Source organism: Mycolicibacterium septicum DSM 44393 (assembly GCF_000455325.1).
GTDB lineage: Bacteria > Actinomycetota > Actinomycetes > Mycobacteriales > Mycobacteriaceae > Mycobacterium > Mycobacterium septicum.
In genome coordinates this window covers 210,059-223,413 of record NZ_HG322951.1, presented here as the reverse complement: position 1 = coordinate 223,413, position 13,355 = coordinate 210,059, and the positions used below count along the sequence as shown (strand labels likewise).

The following is a 13,355-nucleotide window of genomic DNA, read 5'->3' as shown; positions in this document are numbered from 1 at the left end:
CCAGAACATCAGCTGACACGGCGGGCCGTCCTCCGGGTCGCGCGCACCTCGCGCATGGCGCCGGGCTGTTGCCCGTCGTCGGTCAGGTCGGAACCGGCGTAATGGCGGAAGACGTCCTCCAGCGTGGCGTCCTCGGATGCGGTCTCCTTCAACACCCTGGCCTTGAGCTCGGCGGGCGTCCCCAGCGCCTGCAGCCGGCCGTGGTGCATCAGGGCCACCCGATCGCACAGGGCGTCGGCCTCACCCATGTAGTGGGTGGTGAGCAGCACCGTCATCCCGAACTCGTCCTGCATCCGGCCGACCTGGGTCCAGACGCTGTCGCGGGCGATGGGATCCAGCCCGACCGTGGGCTCGTCGAGGATCAGCAGCAGCGGGCGATTGACCAGTGCCTGGGCCAGCTCGAGGCGGCGGACCATGCCGCCGGAGTAGGTGCCGGCCACGGCATCGGCCACGTCGAGCAGTTGCATCGCCTCCAGCGCCTGGTCCACCCGCTCCCTGCGTTCGGCGCGGGGCACGTCGTACAGGCGCGCGAACAGCTCGACGTTCTGTCGGCCGGTCAGTGCCGCCTCGATCGAGAGTTGTTGCGGCACATAGCCGATGTTGTGCCGGATGTCCATGGTGTGCCGATCGGTGTCGAGGCCGAAGATCCGCACCTCGCCCTGCTGCACCGGTGTCAGGGTGGTCAGCACCCGCACGGCGGTGGTCTTGCCGGCCCCGTTCGGGCCGAGCAGACCCAGGGTCTCGCCGCGATGGACCTGGAGGGTCAGATCGTCCACGGCGGTGAATCTGCCGTAGCGGTGGGTCAGGTGGCTGCAATCGATGGCCGGGGTGGTCTGGGTGGTCACTCTTCCCCCTTTTCGCCCTCGTGCAACAGCCGGGTGAGTTCGGTCATTACGTCCAATCCGTTTGCCAGGTCCGTGATCTGGCTGTCGTCGAGCTGGGTCAGCGCGGCCGCCAGTGCTGCCCGGCGGGCGGCCCGCGACTCGTCGGCGATCGCCTGTGCGGGCGGGGTGAGTCGCAGGCGGACCACCCGGCGATCCGCGTCGTCGGTGGTTCTGGTCAGCAGTCCGTCGGCGACCAGCCGTGACACCAGGGTGGACGCGGTGTTGGGTACCAGGCTGAGCTCGGCGGCCGATTCGCGCACCGAGATGTCCGGCCTGCGCCCGACCAGGCGCAACAGTTCGCCCTGGGACTGGGTCAACCCGGTGGCGTCGAAACCGCCCCCGGTGGACCGGCGCAGCTGCCTGCGGAACCGGCCGACGACCGAGAACAGCTCGCTGACGAGATCACGCTGTTCCTGCACATTTTCCACAATACCTCTGTAGCAGAGGTATTGCGGATGAGAGAACTGTAGGGGCGCGATGAGAAACCGATTTGAATGAGGTTGGAAGTCTTGCGGCAAAGCCGCTGAGAGGCCGCAGCCGTGGCCGCAGGGTAGTTGCCGCCGCTCTTCGGCTCGTACCCCCCAGCCCGCCCGGCCGGTGACATCGAACAAGCGCTCAATGTCTACTTAGGCGGCCACGGCTGCTACATGCTCAAGGTACCAGACTTCCTGGTTAGGACAGGGACATCCGACTGATGAGCAACTTTTTGAATTGACGTTCAATCTGATTCTGACTGCAGTACGAGGACGGCCCGGGCATCCACTTTCACCGTGTTGCCGGCCGCGACCGCATCGCGTGTGGAGTTTGCCGAAGTGCTGATCGCCGGAACCCAGCGGGCGGCGAATTGTGCCGGTGGTAAAACGAACTCGATCGGTTCGTAGTGCGCGTTGAAGCACAGCAGGAACGAGTCGTCCACCACGCGTTGTCCCCGGACATCGGGATCGGCGATGCCCTGTCCGTTCAGGTACACGGCCACCGACTTGGCATACCCGGTCTCCCAGTCCTCGGCCGTCATGTCCGAGCCGTCTGGTGCGAACCAGGCGATGTCGGGTAGTCCCTCGGTGCCCGCCTCGCGCACCGGCCTGCCGTCGAAGAACCTGCGGCGCCGGAACACCGGGTGTGCCGCACGTAGCGCCGACACCGAGCGGGTGAACTCGATCAGATCGGAATCCGCAGTGGCCCAGTCGATCCAGGAGATGTCGTTGTCCTGGCAGTAGACGTTGTTGTTCCCGCGCTGGGTGCGCCCCAGCTCGTCACCGTGCGAGAGCATCGGAACGCCTTGCGAAAGAAGCAGAGTGGCAATGAAGTTGCGCTGCTGGCGGCCACGCAGCGTATTGACCGCAGGATCGTCCGACGGACCTTCGGCGCCGCAGTTCCACGACTTGTTGTTGCTCTCCCCGTCGCGGTTGTCCTCGCCGTTGGCCTGATTGTGTTTCTCGTTGTAGGACACCAGGTCACGCAGGGTGAAGCCGTCATGTGCGGTGACAAAGTTGATGGAGGCGAACGGGCGGCGGCCCGTCTGCTCGTACAGATCGGCCGAACCGGTCAGACGGTAGGCGAACTCGTCGAGCGTGGCCGGCTCGCCGCGCCAGTAGTCGCGCACGGTGTCGCGGAACTTGCCGTTCCACTCGGTCCACTGCGGCGGGAAGTTGCCCACCTGGTAGCCGCCGGGGCCGACGTCCCACGGCTCGGCGATCAACTTCACCTGGCTGACGATCGGATCCTGTTGCACCAGTTCGAAAAACGCGCTCAGCCGATCCACGTCGTAGAACTCGCGGGCCAGCGTGGCGGCCAGGTCGAATCGGAACCCGTCGACGTGCATCTCGGTGACCCAGTACCGCAACGAGTCCATGATCAGTTGCAGTGAATGGGGATGGCCGACGTTGAGACTGTTGCCGGTGCCGGTGTAGTCCATGTAGTACTGCTTGTCGTCGTCGACCAGCCGGTAGTAGGCCGCGTTGTCGATACCGCGCATCGACAGCGTCGGACCCAGGTGGTTGCCCTCGGCCGTGTGGTTGTAGACGACATCGAGGATCACCTCGATGTCGTTGGCGTGCAGCTCGCGCACCATGGCCTTGAATTCCTGGACGTGACCGCCGGGCGTGCCGGCCGAACTGTAGCGGGGGTCGGGCGCGAGGAACCCGATCGTGTTGTAGCCCCAGTAGTTCGACAGGCCCTTCTCGACGAGCGTGGAGTCGTCGACGAAATGGTGCACCGGCATCAGTTCGATGGCGTTGACCCTCAATGCCTTCAGATGCTCGACGATCACCGGGTGGGCGACGGCGGCGTAGGTTCCGCGCATCTGTTCGGGGATGTCCGGGTGGGTCTGGGTGAGTCCCTTGACGTGAGCCTCGTAGACGACGGTGTCGGCGTACTCGTGACTGGGCGGGTGGTCGACGCCCCAGTCGAAATACGGGTTGATCACCACTGCTTTCGGCATGCTGGTTGCCGAATCGTCGTCGTTGCGGCTGCCCGGGTCGTCGAAGTTGTACGAGAACAGCGGCTGGCCCCATTCGAAGTCGCCTTCTATGGCCTTGGCATACGGGTCCAGCACGAGCTTGTTCGGATTGCAGCGCTGACCGGACGCCGGGTCGTACGGGCCGTGCACCCGGTAGCCGTAGCGCTGGCCGGGTTCGATCCCGGGAACGAAGCCGTGCCAGACGAATCCATCCACCTCGGGCAGCGTCACCCGGGTCTCGCGCAGTGTCCCGGATTCGTCGGGATCGAACAGGCACAGCTCGACCCGGTCGGCGACCTCACTGAACAACGCGAAGTTGGTGCCCGAGCCGTCGTAGGTGGCGCCGAGTGGGTAGGCCTTGCCCCGCCACGTTTCCAGCCCGCTTTGGTCAGCTCGATCCGTGGAAGTCACAAATCGACCATACGGCGCTCGGGCGACTGCGGCCGGTCGAACGGGCGGCGGTACGTTACCGATGTGACCACACGCTCTGAGCCGCCGGAGTACCAGACCCTGCGGGTCACAGTCGAGCAGTCCGTGGCGATCATCACATTGGACCGCCCGCAGCAGCGCAACGCCTTCGGTGGCGGCATGCGCGAGGAACTGGCCGACGCCTACCTGCGTTGCGACGGCGACGACGCCATCCGGGTGATCGTGCTGACCGGCGCCCCTCCCGCGTTCTGTGCGGGCGCGGACCTCGGTGCGGGGGAGCAGACCTTCACCGAGCCCGGCCAGGAATTCAGTGCCGCGGGCCTGTCCGTGCCGGCGTGGACTCTCGGTAAGCCGGTGATCGCCGCGGTCAACGGACACGCCATCGGCATCGGCCTGACTCTCGCATTGCAGTGCGACATCCGGTTTTTCGCCGCGGATGCGCGGTACGGCGTGGTGCAGGCCCGTCGCGGCATGGTCGGCGACGCGTACTCGCACTGGATCCTGCCCCGGCTGGTGGGTCTCGCCAACGCCGCGGAGATCCTGTTGACCGGAGCCACTTTCGACGGGAACCGCGCCGTCGAACTCGGCCTCGGCAGCCGGGTACTGCCGGCCGATCAGGTGCTGGCCGCCGCACTGGAACTCGCCCACGACATCGCGGTCAACACCGCGCCGATGTCGGTCGCGGCCAGCAAGCGGCTGCTGTGGGATTCGTATGACCTCGACCGTGCCGGCGTCGGTGCCCGGGAGACCGAGATCCACCTGCGCTTGATGGAGCACGACGACGCGCGCGAGGGCGTGCGTGCCTACGTCGATCGCCGGGACCCGCGCTGGACGGGGCGGCCCGTCGACCCGACTAGCTGATTTCCACTCCGGCGCTGCGAAGTTCATCGATTGCCGCCCTGGAGGTCTCGGGCGCGACACCGGCGGTCAGGCCGGTCAGCACCCGCGTCCGTAGTCCGGCCCTGACCGCGTCGGCCGCGGTGGCCGCCACGCAGTAGTCGGTGGCGATGCCCACCACGTCCACCGCCTCGACGCCCCGCCGGCCCAGCCAATCCGCCAGCGTCGTCCCCGCGTCGTCGACGCCCTCGAATCCGCTGTAGGCCGCCGAATGGTGGCCCTTCTCGAAGACCGCCTCGACCGCGGCCGGGTCGAACTCGGGATGAAAAGCGGCACCCGGAGTATCGGCCACGCAGTGCCGCGGCCACGAGGTCTGGTAGTCGGGGGTGTCGGAGAAATGCTCACCCGGATCGATGTGGAAATCCTTGGTGGCCACGACATGGTCGTAGCCGTGGTCGGTGGCCAGGAGTGCGGTGATGTCCCGTGCCACCTCGGCGCCACCGGCGACCGCCAGCGAGCCGCCTTCGCAGAAATCGTTCTGCACATCGACGACGATGAGTGCCCGAGCCGGCTTGGACCTCCGCATGATCCCGACGCTACCCGCCGAACAGCAGGTACAGCCCGGTAAAGGTATAGCCGACCATCACCAGCATCGTCGCGAGCTGGCCGGTGAGCTGGTGTTGTTTCGGCAGCAGGCGCAGCGCCCGGTCGTGTGCCGCGATCACGCCGGCGACGTGACCGGCCAGCACGAACCCGACCTTCAGGCTTGCCAAAAGCGTTGGGTGAACGGACAGGAAGTAACTGACCTGCACATCGTGGAGCCCGAACAGCAGGATCACCGTCTGCTGGCCCCGCTCCACCAGATAGGACAGGTAGTGGGCGAACACGTAGCCGATGACGATGGGGATCAGGGAATGCGCCATCAGCCCCGGCAATTCGCGGCGCAGCCGGCGATCGACCCCGCCGGTGGTGCGGGTGGCGACCCAGAACGTGACTGCCACCGTGGTGGCGAAGACCAGTAGACCCGCGGTGCGGATCAGGCTGGAGCCCAACGGGGATCCGGCGTGCGCGTCGACGAAGTTGCGCCACTGGGGCATGGCCGAGAAGCTGTCGAACGCCGTGGAGCCCAACAGGACTGCCAGCACAGCGACGAGCCCCGGTCGCACGGGCATCGAGGGCAGGTGATCGAAAGGGTTGCCGAGCACGATCCGGCCGTCGTGGCGGCGCAACGGTGACACCCGCGAGGCAACCGTGCTGTACACCTCGAACGGGTCGGCGCTCTCCAGCCAGCGCTGCCCGCAGCACAGTGCACCGGCCAGCGTCACCGCAAGGTAGATCAGCAGCCAGTTGCGAATGGCCACAACCGATCCCGGGTCCGGGCTGGCCAGCTCCAGCCACACGAAGGCGAACAGCCCCGCTGCAGCCGGCCAGTAGCCGAGCCGCTCCGGATAGCGCCGGCGGTCAGGCCCGGGCAGGAACCGGTACAGCGCGCGGACGGGAGAGATCAGCCGCCAGACCGGGCCGAACAACACCGAGGCCGCGACCAGTCCCACCCACAGCAGGACATAGAAGACACCCGGCAGCGGATTGGCGCCCGCCGGCCGGGTGACGCCGGTGTAGGCCACCCACCCGGTGAGGGCGAGCGAGAGCAGGCCCACCACCCAGCGCGTCACGGCGGAGTCCACGGTCGTCGTCACCCAGGACGGCAGTGGCAGGCCCGGCTTCTCCGGATCGAACCTCGGCCGTCGCCAGGCCAGTGCCACCACCGCGAAGGTGAACGTCAGCGTCCATGCCGCGCCGATCAGCGCGTAGGTGTAGGGGATCGGGAGATCGGTCGAACCGCCCAGACCATGGGCCAGGACCGCGGTCGACCGGGGCGTCACTGCTGCACTTGCACGCTGGCGATCGTGCGGTTCAGCTGATGCAGCTCGATGTCGAGGGTGCCGGGTACGTCGACGGTGAACTGGAACTGCTGGCCGTTACGCGGCTCGATCTTGAAGCTGTGCTCGGGATTGGAGTGCACGTGCAGCTCGTCGGCGGCATCGCTGTTCACGCGGACCACGATCGGCTCGCCGACCTTGCCCTTCAGCGGCTGGTTGGTCGGGTTGACCTCGCCGCCCTTGATGGTGACGTCGATCATCAGTCTGGTCGGTGCCTGCTGCTGGTTGGTCATGTCCGACGGATTGACCGTGGTGGCCGAAGGAGCGGCGGAACCGGCTGAGCCGTCGGTCTTCTGAGTGTCGCCGGAGCCGCCACAACCGGCCGTCACCAGGGCGAGAGCGGACGCCAGGACGATGACACTGCTTTTGAGGGTGATCACGGTGAACCATCTTCGCCTGAGGAGTGCGGAGTTTCTTCTTGAGCGTCATCTTGGGCTTCGTCGTCGTCGCCGCGGCGCCTGTCCCGCATGGCGACGTACACCACGACGCCCACCACCACGAGGGCCGGCGCGAAGGCAGGCAACGCCAGCAGCAACGTGTGGTCGGCCTGGTATCGGATCATGTGAGCCCGGCGGGTTCACGCCCCGCGGCCAGCTCCCTGGCGTTGATCCGGCCGGCACCCCAGGTCAGCCCCCCGATCAGGATCAGCGTGCACACCAGGACCACCAGCGAAGCCACGTTGTACAGCCAGGTCGGGTGATCGAGGTTGCGTTCGCGCTGCAGGATCGTGATCTCCTGCACGAACTCCCGGGTGCTCGACGACAGTGCTGGCGTCTCGGCGGCACCGATACCCGGATCGGCGGGCAGGAAGATCGGCACACCGGCCATGGTGGTTCCGTCCTGCACGCGCAGCAGGGTCTTCCAACTGCCCGAAACGGGGATGGGCTGCGTCGAGCGGTAGTGCCCCGGGCCCACCTTCTCCAGCCGGTCGATGACCAGGCCGCGATGGTTGGCCAGGCCACCCTGCCACGCCAGGATCGACACCCACTCCGGGTGGTCGCCGACCAGGCCGGCCGGGGTGATCTGGACGTCGGCCGAGGCCATGCGGTGCCCGTTGTCAGCCGGGAGATCTGTCAAAGTGATGGTGGCGCTGGCATTTTGCGGAACCTCGGTGCGCAGGCCGTTGGTCACCGCACCGCCGATCACCAGCACGGTGGCCACCACGATCGAGATCCCCACCGCGGGCCGGGGGAGCGGCTGACCGGTGAGCACCAGCGCCAGCAGCGCACCGCACAGACCCATCGCGATGGCCACCGGGATGGCCATGGCCAGCGCCTCACCCCACATGCTGGTCGGCCATGGATAGTGATAGACCGCACCGATCCACAACGATTCCAGCCACAGCCCGACGGTCGCCACGCCGAGACCGGCCACCGCGCCGAAAAGGATGGGCCGCTTGACAAGCGGGGTCAGCGCGATGAGTTCGACCACCAGTGCCGGGCCGAGGTAGAGCGCGAACCAACTCGTCGGCGCACCGAGTACCGGGCCGACGATGAAGGCCACGGCCCCGCGCAGGGCTATCGCGAACCCGGCAGCGATCAAGGCCGCGCCGGGGCCCAGCACCAGTCGCGCAGCGACCGCGGCCAGCGCCGCCGCCGCCGCGATCATCATCGGCTGCAGCACCAGGCGGAACTGCTCGACGCCGAAGTCGTATTCGATCTGGAACACCGAGAGTCCGATGAACAGGCCGCCGAAGGACAGGAAATAGAGGAACTTGTTGAACTTGCTGTCCTCGCCCACGCTTTCCGGGCCCATTGCGACCCTGCCCTCGTGCTCCAGCAGCAGCACGGCGATCAACGACAACCCCGCACCGCCGATCAGCATCAAATGCGTTGGCCCCCAGAGGGTGACGTCCTGGCCGAAGATGCGGTGCCAGATGTCGTCGAGCGGGAACCCGATGAGGGCGTAGAGCCCGCACAGTGCCATCAGGACACCGCCGACCGGGGCGTACCAGGTGCGGGTGATCCTGATGGCGGCCGGGCCGGGCTTGTCGTAGGGCAGCACGATCGCCATCGAGCCGGCGATGAACAGCAGGAACAGCCCGATCAGGATGAAGTAGTGCGCGGGGTTGGCCAGCGGTCCGGCGTCACGTCCCTTGCCGATGTGCAGGCTGACGTCCCAGATGAAACCGAACAGCGCGCAGATGATGGTCGCGGTGAACAGGAACACCTGCAACGCGACCCACGGTGGCCGGTGGAACTTGCGGCCCAGCCATTCGGCGAAGTTGTTCAGCCAGGTGATGCGCCGGTTGCGGTGCAGGTAGCCGATCCAGAGGAGCGCGACCGTGACGATCAGGGCGACCACCGACATGCCGATCACCTGATCGAGTGCGGCACCACCGCCTTCCGTGCCGGCGGCTGCGGTGAGCGTGACATCCGATGTGCCCATCATGACCTCCGGTCGACCGACTGTGGTGTCGGTGACTGATGTTGCCAGAACAGGCCCGGTCGAAACAGGCGTTCCTGTCAGCTCCACGGCGTGACGGGACGCTCCTTGCGTTCTCCGTCGACGAAGACGTCGACCCGTTCGTCGAAGAAGCAGATGTGGTCGCGGACCTGCACCGCGTCGATCAAGGGCTCGTGATAGGACCAGGCCAGATCGGCGGGTCCACCGGGGAGTGAGTAATAGGTGGCCCGTCCTTTGTACGCGCAGTACGTGACGGTGTCGCTCACGTCGAGGACGGCGGTCACGTCTTCGCGGGGGAGATAGTGGCGGGTGGGTAGTCCGGTCTCGAATAGCAGCATGGGACTGCAGGATTCGGCCAGCACCTTCCCGTCGAGCTCGATGCGGATGCGCCGTCGGCTGCGCCGGATGTCGATCCGGTGGAACGGATCGTGCGGGTGCGCGACGATCGGCTCGTCCTCCTCGCGCCATTCGAAGGTCGCGAAGTCCAGGATCACGTAATCGGCCAGCTCCGGATCGTCCGGCCGAAACGCCGCCGCGGCGCCGGTTTCGTCACCGGCGATGACGTCGTACGCCGTTCCGGGACACGTGTGTGCGGTGAAAGGCACCGACGGGTCCAGAAACCCGGGGATCTCGTCGTCGCCCACATCCCCGCCGGCCGGGACGAGCTGAGCCGCAAATGCCGAACGCGGCACGGCGTACGTCGGCACCACCCGCCGCGGCTCCCAGATCAGGACCGCCTCACCGGTATCGGCGACCGGCTCGCCGCCGAGGCAGATCCGAATTCGTTTGGCAGTGGGCTGGTATCGCAGAGCGTCCAGGTTGCGGCCCAGCAGATCATCCATTTTCACTGCCATCTGGTCATTATCGACTCCGATGGCGGTGGCTGTCTGCTACTTGACGTCGACGTACACCGTGCGCGTGGTGACGGCGCTCAGTGTGTCGGTGCGGCTGAAGTTCGGCCCGGGTCGCACGGCGACGACGGAAGCCTGATCCAGCGGTGAGGATCCCAGGCGGTTGACGATCACGGTGTAGCCCTGGGACTGCAGTTGTCTGATCGTCTGTTGGGCATTGCTGGGGCCATTGGGTGCAGCCTCGGCAAGGCCGGCCGATCCGATGACGGCGGCCGCAAGCCCACCGACGGCGGCAGCGAGGATTCGTGACTTTCGGATTGTGTTTCGCACGGGGGTGTCCTTCTCGTAGTGGTTCGCCCGTATTTCGGTACGCTGCGGTATATCGGTTGAAACCGGCAGCTCAGAAGCTTTAGTTCCGATGGCAGAAATTGATCGACTCGATGACCGGATCTGTGTGAAGCCAGCGAGATTGGCGGCCCTACGGCTACGGCAGCGTGACGGGATCACCTGTGGTCCTACGGTCGCGGTGGTGGCCGGTGCCATGCTGGATCACACCTACAGCGCGGAGTTGCTGAACCCTGACGGTGAGGCCTGGTTCGCTGCCGAGCAGGGCCGAATTCACGCCGCCGTCAACCGAATCTGGCCACGGCAACTGGGGACCACGCCCGCGGGGATGGCCCGCGCGCTGACCGACCACAGTGCGAAACGCGGAGTGGCCTACCGATGGCGGCGTTTCCGCGGTGCCCGCGATGCGTTGTCGGATGTGAGGAGTGCCGTCGACGGGGGCTGGCCGGTGGCGATGCTGATCGGCGAGCGGGGAATTCCGCGGCACTGGGTGTTGCTCGTCGGTGCAGGCCAGGATGTTCTGGAGTGCTACGAACCGTCCTCGGGCAAGGTGCTGCCGATCGATCCCGCCGCGGTGCGGGGCGCGCGGCTCACCGGGCTGGGTTTTCCCCGGCCGTTCGCCTTTGTCCTACCGTCGAGGGATGGCCCGGAAATACGCGACCGCTGACACCGTGGGTATCGAGCAACTCCTGGACTTCGTGCGCCCGAGACACCACATGGTGCTCACCACGTTCCGCGCCGACGGCTCGTTGCAGACCTCACCGGTGACGGGTGGGGTGGACGATCAGGGCCGGATCGTGATCGCCAGCTATCCGCAGCGGGCGAAGGCCGCCAACCTCCGGCGCAGGCCCCGGGCCAGCGTGACGGTGCTGTCCGAGGAGTTCAACGGACCGTATGTGCAAGTCGACGGTGACGCCGAGGTGATCGGACTGCCGGATGCGGCGGAGCCGCTGGTCGACTACTTCCGGGCGGTGGCCGGTGAACACCCGGATTGGGATGAGTATCGGCAGGCGATGGTGGATCAGGGCAAGTGCCTGATCCGGATCACCCCGGTCCGGTGGGGCCCCGTTGCCACAGGTGGCTTTCCTCCGGCGTAGACGCCGCCCGACGCGTTGCGTTGGATAGCAGGTCAAACTATAGTCTGGACACATGTCCAGAGGGTTCGGAGTCGACGCGTGAGCGTGTATTCCCAGCTCAGCACGTCTCCGGCCGTCGGGTGATCTGATTATGCGTATCGCGTTGCTGTCCTATCGGAGCAAGACTCATTGCGGTGGCCAGGGCGTCTACGTGCGCTATCTGAGTCGCGGGCTTGCCGAACTCGGCCATGACGTCGAGGTGTTCTCCGGCCAGCCCTACCCGGAGGGCCTTGACCCCCGGGTGAAGCTGACCAAGGTTCCGAGCCTCGACCTCTACCGTGAGCCGGACCCGTTCCGGGTGCCCCGGCCCAGCGAGATCCGCGACCGGATCGACGCGCTCGAGCTGGCCACGATGTGGAGCGCCGGGTTCCCGGAGCCCAGGACCTTCACCATGCGCGTCGCCCGGATCCTGGCCGACCGCCGCGACGAGTTCGACGTGGTCCACGACAACCAGAGCCTGGGCTCGGCGCTGCTGAAGATCGCCGAGAGCGGTCTGCCGGTCGTGGCCACCGTGCACCACCCGATCACCCGCGACCGGGTCGTCGAGATCGCCGCCGCCAAGTGGTGGCGCAAGCCGCTGGTCCGGCGCTGGTACGGGTTCGCCGAGATGCAGAAGAAGGTGGCCCGCAAGATCCCCGAGCTGCTCACCGTGTCGTCGTCCTCGGCCGCCGACATCGCCGAGGACTTCGGGGTGGTGCCGGGGCAGCTGCACATCGTGCCGCTGGGCGTGGACACCGAACTGTTCAAGCCGAGCGACCACCGGGTGAGCGGCCGGATCATCGCGATCGCCAGTGCCGACGTGCCGCTCAAGGGCGTCAGCAATCTGCTGCATGCGGTGGCCCGGCTGCGGGTCGCACGCGATCTCGACGTGCAGTTGGTGTCGAAGCTCGAACCGAACGGGCCGACCGAGAAACTCATTGCCGAGCTCGGCATCTCCGACATCGTGCACAGCTCCAGCGGGCTGAGCGATGAGGAGCTGGCGGCGCTGCTGGCCTCCGCCGAGGTGGCGTGCATCCCGTCGCTGTACGAGGGCTTCTCACTGCCCGCGGTCGAGGCCATGGCCAGCGGCACCCCGATCGTCGCGAGCCGCGCGGGCGCACTGCCCGAGGTGGTCGGGGACGACGGGGCCTGCGCCCGCCTGGTGCGCCCGGCCGACGTCGACGAGCTGACCGCCGTCCTCGGCGAACTGCTCGACTCGCCGCTGGAGCGCCGCAGGCTCGGCGCGGCCGGCCGGCAGCGGGCGCTCGATGTCTTCAGTTGGGAATCGGTTGCCGCACAGACGGTATCGGTGTACGAGATGGCCCTGGGCCGGGCAGGAAAGGTGACGCAATGCTGACCGTCGATTTCGATCGTCTCGGTGTCGGACCGGGCACCACGGTGATCGACGTCGGCTGCGGCGCGGGCCGGCACACCTTCGAGGCCTACCGGCGTGGAGCGAACGTCATCGGGTTCGACCAGAGTGCATCCGACCTCAACGACGTCGACACGATGCTGCAGGCCATGCGGGAAGAGGGCGAGGTCCCGCTGTCGGCGAAGGGCGAGGCCGTCAAAGGTGACGCGCTCGACCTCCCGTATCCCGACGCCAGCTTCGACTGCGTCATCGCCTCGGAGATCCTGGAGCACGTCCCCGAGGACGACCGGGCCATTTCCGAGCTGGTGCGTGTTCTCAAACCCGGCGGCTCGCTGGCCATCACGGTTCCCCGCTGGCTTCCGGAGAAGCTCTGTTGGCTGTTGTCGGACGAGTACCACGCCAACGAGGGCGGCCACATCCGCATCTACAAGGCCGACGAACTGCGTGACAAGGTTCTGGCGCACGGGCTCAGGCTCACGCATACCCACCACGAGCACGCGCTGCACTCGCCGTACTGGTGGCTCAAATGCCTTGTCGGCACCGAGAAGAACGACCACCCCGCGGTCAAGGCCTACCACCAGCTGCTGGTGTGGGACATGATGGGCCGGCCGTGGCTCACCCGCACGGCCGAGTCGCTGCTGAACCCGGTGATCGGCAAGAGCGTGGCGCTCTACTTCCGCAAGCCCGCGTTCCGCGCACCGGAATCCGACGGGTAGGC

15 protein-coding genes are annotated in these 13,355 nt (G+C 66.9%); 5 read left to right on the top strand and 10 right to left on the bottom strand.

The genetic code is table 11. The features are described 5' to 3' along the window. Positions 1 to 8: 8 nt before the first annotated feature. From TX88_RS01085 to glgX, 3 genes are all read right to left on the bottom strand, one after another. Positions 9 to 845, bottom strand: a complete 837-nt coding sequence (locus TX88_RS01085) for an ATP-binding cassette domain-containing protein (RefSeq protein ID WP_044513998.1) — start codon at positions 843 to 845, stop codon at positions 9 to 11. Beyond that, positions 842 to 1,312 carry a MarR family winged helix-turn-helix transcriptional regulator gene (locus tag TX88_RS01080; protein WP_044513997.1) on the bottom strand — a complete coding sequence of 157 codons (471 nt, stop codon included), beginning with the start codon at positions 1,310 to 1,312 and terminating at the stop codon, positions 842 to 844. Before TX88_RS01080 ends, TX88_RS01085 begins: the two co-directional genes overlap by 4 nt. Positions 1,313 to 1,602: 290 nt before the next feature. After that, positions 1,603 to 3,720 carry a glycogen debranching protein GlgX gene (gene glgX / locus TX88_RS01075; protein WP_110917988.1) on the bottom strand — a complete coding sequence of 706 codons (2,118 nt, stop codon included), beginning with the start codon at positions 3,718 to 3,720 and terminating at the stop codon, positions 1,603 to 1,605. Between the two features lie 96 nt (positions 3,721 to 3,816). Between glgX and TX88_RS01070 the strand changes: the two genes are divergently transcribed. Next, positions 3,817 to 4,632: an enoyl-CoA hydratase/isomerase family protein gene (locus TX88_RS01070; protein ID WP_084621750.1), complete on the top strand. Its 816-nt coding sequence runs from the start codon at positions 3,817 to 3,819 to the stop codon at positions 4,630 to 4,632. On the opposite strand, the gene TX88_RS01065 is transcribed toward TX88_RS01070, so the two are convergent. The 7 genes from TX88_RS01065 to TX88_RS01035 all read right to left on the bottom strand — a co-directional run bounded on the left by TX88_RS01065 (position 4,625) and on the right by TX88_RS01035 (position 10,123). Further along, the gene (locus TX88_RS01065) at positions 4,625 to 5,194 is read right to left on the bottom strand and encodes an isochorismatase family protein (protein WP_044513994.1); all 570 of its coding nucleotides are present in this window, start codon (positions 5,192 to 5,194) and stop codon (positions 4,625 to 4,627) included. The two genes, TX88_RS01070 and TX88_RS01065, sit on opposite strands and share 8 nt — an antisense overlap. A 10-nt stretch (positions 5,195 to 5,204) precedes the next feature. Beyond that, on the bottom strand, positions 5,205 to 6,491 hold the full coding sequence (locus TX88_RS01060; RefSeq protein ID WP_044513992.1) for a membrane protein: 1,287 nt from the start codon (positions 6,489 to 6,491) through the stop codon (positions 5,205 to 5,207). Beyond that, positions 6,488 to 6,928, bottom strand: coding sequence for a hypothetical protein (locus TX88_RS01055; protein WP_044513991.1), 441 nt, complete (start codon positions 6,926 to 6,928; stop codon positions 6,488 to 6,490). Before TX88_RS01055 ends, TX88_RS01060 begins: the two co-directional genes overlap by 4 nt. Further along, positions 6,925 to 7,110, bottom strand: a complete 186-nt coding sequence (locus tag TX88_RS01050) for a hypothetical protein (RefSeq protein WP_044513989.1) — start codon at positions 7,108 to 7,110, stop codon at positions 6,925 to 6,927. The genes TX88_RS01055 and TX88_RS01050 overlap by 4 nt, the downstream gene beginning before the upstream one ends. Continuing rightward, positions 7,107 to 8,936, bottom strand: a complete 1,830-nt coding sequence (locus tag TX88_RS01045) for a hypothetical protein (RefSeq protein ID WP_167333286.1) — start codon at positions 8,934 to 8,936, stop codon at positions 7,107 to 7,109. The genes TX88_RS01050 and TX88_RS01045 overlap by 4 nt, the downstream gene beginning before the upstream one ends. Before the next feature lie 77 nt (positions 8,937 to 9,013). Further along, complete coding sequence (locus TX88_RS01040) at positions 9,014 to 9,808, bottom strand: DUF427 domain-containing protein (RefSeq protein WP_044513986.1); 795 nt, start codon at positions 9,806 to 9,808, stop codon at positions 9,014 to 9,016. 36 nt (positions 9,809 to 9,844) lie between these two features. Then, positions 9,845 to 10,123, bottom strand: coding sequence for a hypothetical protein (locus TX88_RS01035; protein ID WP_044518970.1), 279 nt, complete (start codon positions 10,121 to 10,123; stop codon positions 9,845 to 9,847). Positions 10,124 to 10,259: 136 nt separating this feature from the next. On the opposite strand from TX88_RS01035, the gene TX88_RS01030 reads away from it, so the two are divergent. The 4 genes from TX88_RS01030 to TX88_RS01015 all read left to right on the top strand — a co-directional run bounded on the left by TX88_RS01030 (position 10,260) and on the right by TX88_RS01015 (position 13,353). Continuing rightward, positions 10,260 to 10,817, top strand: a complete 558-nt coding sequence (locus tag TX88_RS01030; protein WP_044518969.1) for a cysteine peptidase family C39 domain-containing protein — start codon at positions 10,260 to 10,262, stop codon at positions 10,815 to 10,817. Beyond that, the gene (locus tag TX88_RS01025) at positions 10,792 to 11,247 is read left to right on the top strand and encodes a PPOX class F420-dependent oxidoreductase (protein ID WP_044513984.1); all 456 of its coding nucleotides are present in this window, start codon (positions 10,792 to 10,794) and stop codon (positions 11,245 to 11,247) included. Before TX88_RS01030 ends, TX88_RS01025 begins: the two co-directional genes overlap by 26 nt. A gap of 130 nt (positions 11,248 to 11,377) precedes the next feature. Then, positions 11,378 to 12,622 carry an MMP alpha-(1->4)-mannosyltransferase gene (locus TX88_RS01020; RefSeq protein ID WP_044513983.1) on the top strand — a complete coding sequence of 415 codons (1,245 nt, stop codon included), beginning with the start codon at positions 11,378 to 11,380 and terminating at the stop codon, positions 12,620 to 12,622. After that, a complete protein-coding gene (locus TX88_RS01015) occupies positions 12,616 to 13,353 on the top strand; it encodes a class I SAM-dependent methyltransferase (RefSeq protein ID WP_044513981.1) in 738 nt (245 codons plus the stop codon). The genes TX88_RS01020 and TX88_RS01015 overlap by 7 nt, the downstream gene beginning before the upstream one ends. Positions 13,354 to 13,355 lie beyond the last annotated feature (2 nt).

What these genes read in the sequence shown, in the direction of transcription:
- TX88_RS01065 (WP_044513994.1), bottom strand. Translation starts at nt 5,194, where the DNA reads ATGCGGAGGTCCAAGCCGGCTCGGGCACTCATCGTCGTCGATGTGCAG.
- TX88_RS01050 (WP_044513989.1), bottom strand. Translation starts at nt 7,110, where the DNA reads ATGATCCGATACCAGGCCGACCACACGTTGCTGCTGGCGTTGCCTGCC.
- TX88_RS01045 (WP_167333286.1), bottom strand. Translation starts at nt 8,936, where the DNA reads ATGGGCACATCGGATGTCACGCTCACCGCAGCCGCCGGCACGGAAGGC.
- TX88_RS01040 (WP_044513986.1), bottom strand. Translation starts at nt 9,808, where the DNA reads ATGGCAGTGAAAATGGATGATCTGCTGGGCCGCAACCTGGACGCTCTG.
- TX88_RS01025 (WP_044513984.1), top strand. Translation starts at nt 10,792, where the DNA reads ATGGCCCGGAAATACGCGACCGCTGACACCGTGGGTATCGAGCAACTC.
- TX88_RS01020 (WP_044513983.1), top strand. Translation starts at nt 11,378, where the DNA reads ATGCGTATCGCGTTGCTGTCCTATCGGAGCAAGACTCATTGCGGTGGC.
- TX88_RS01015 (WP_044513981.1), top strand. Translation starts at nt 12,616, where the DNA reads ATGCTGACCGTCGATTTCGATCGTCTCGGTGTCGGACCGGGCACCACG.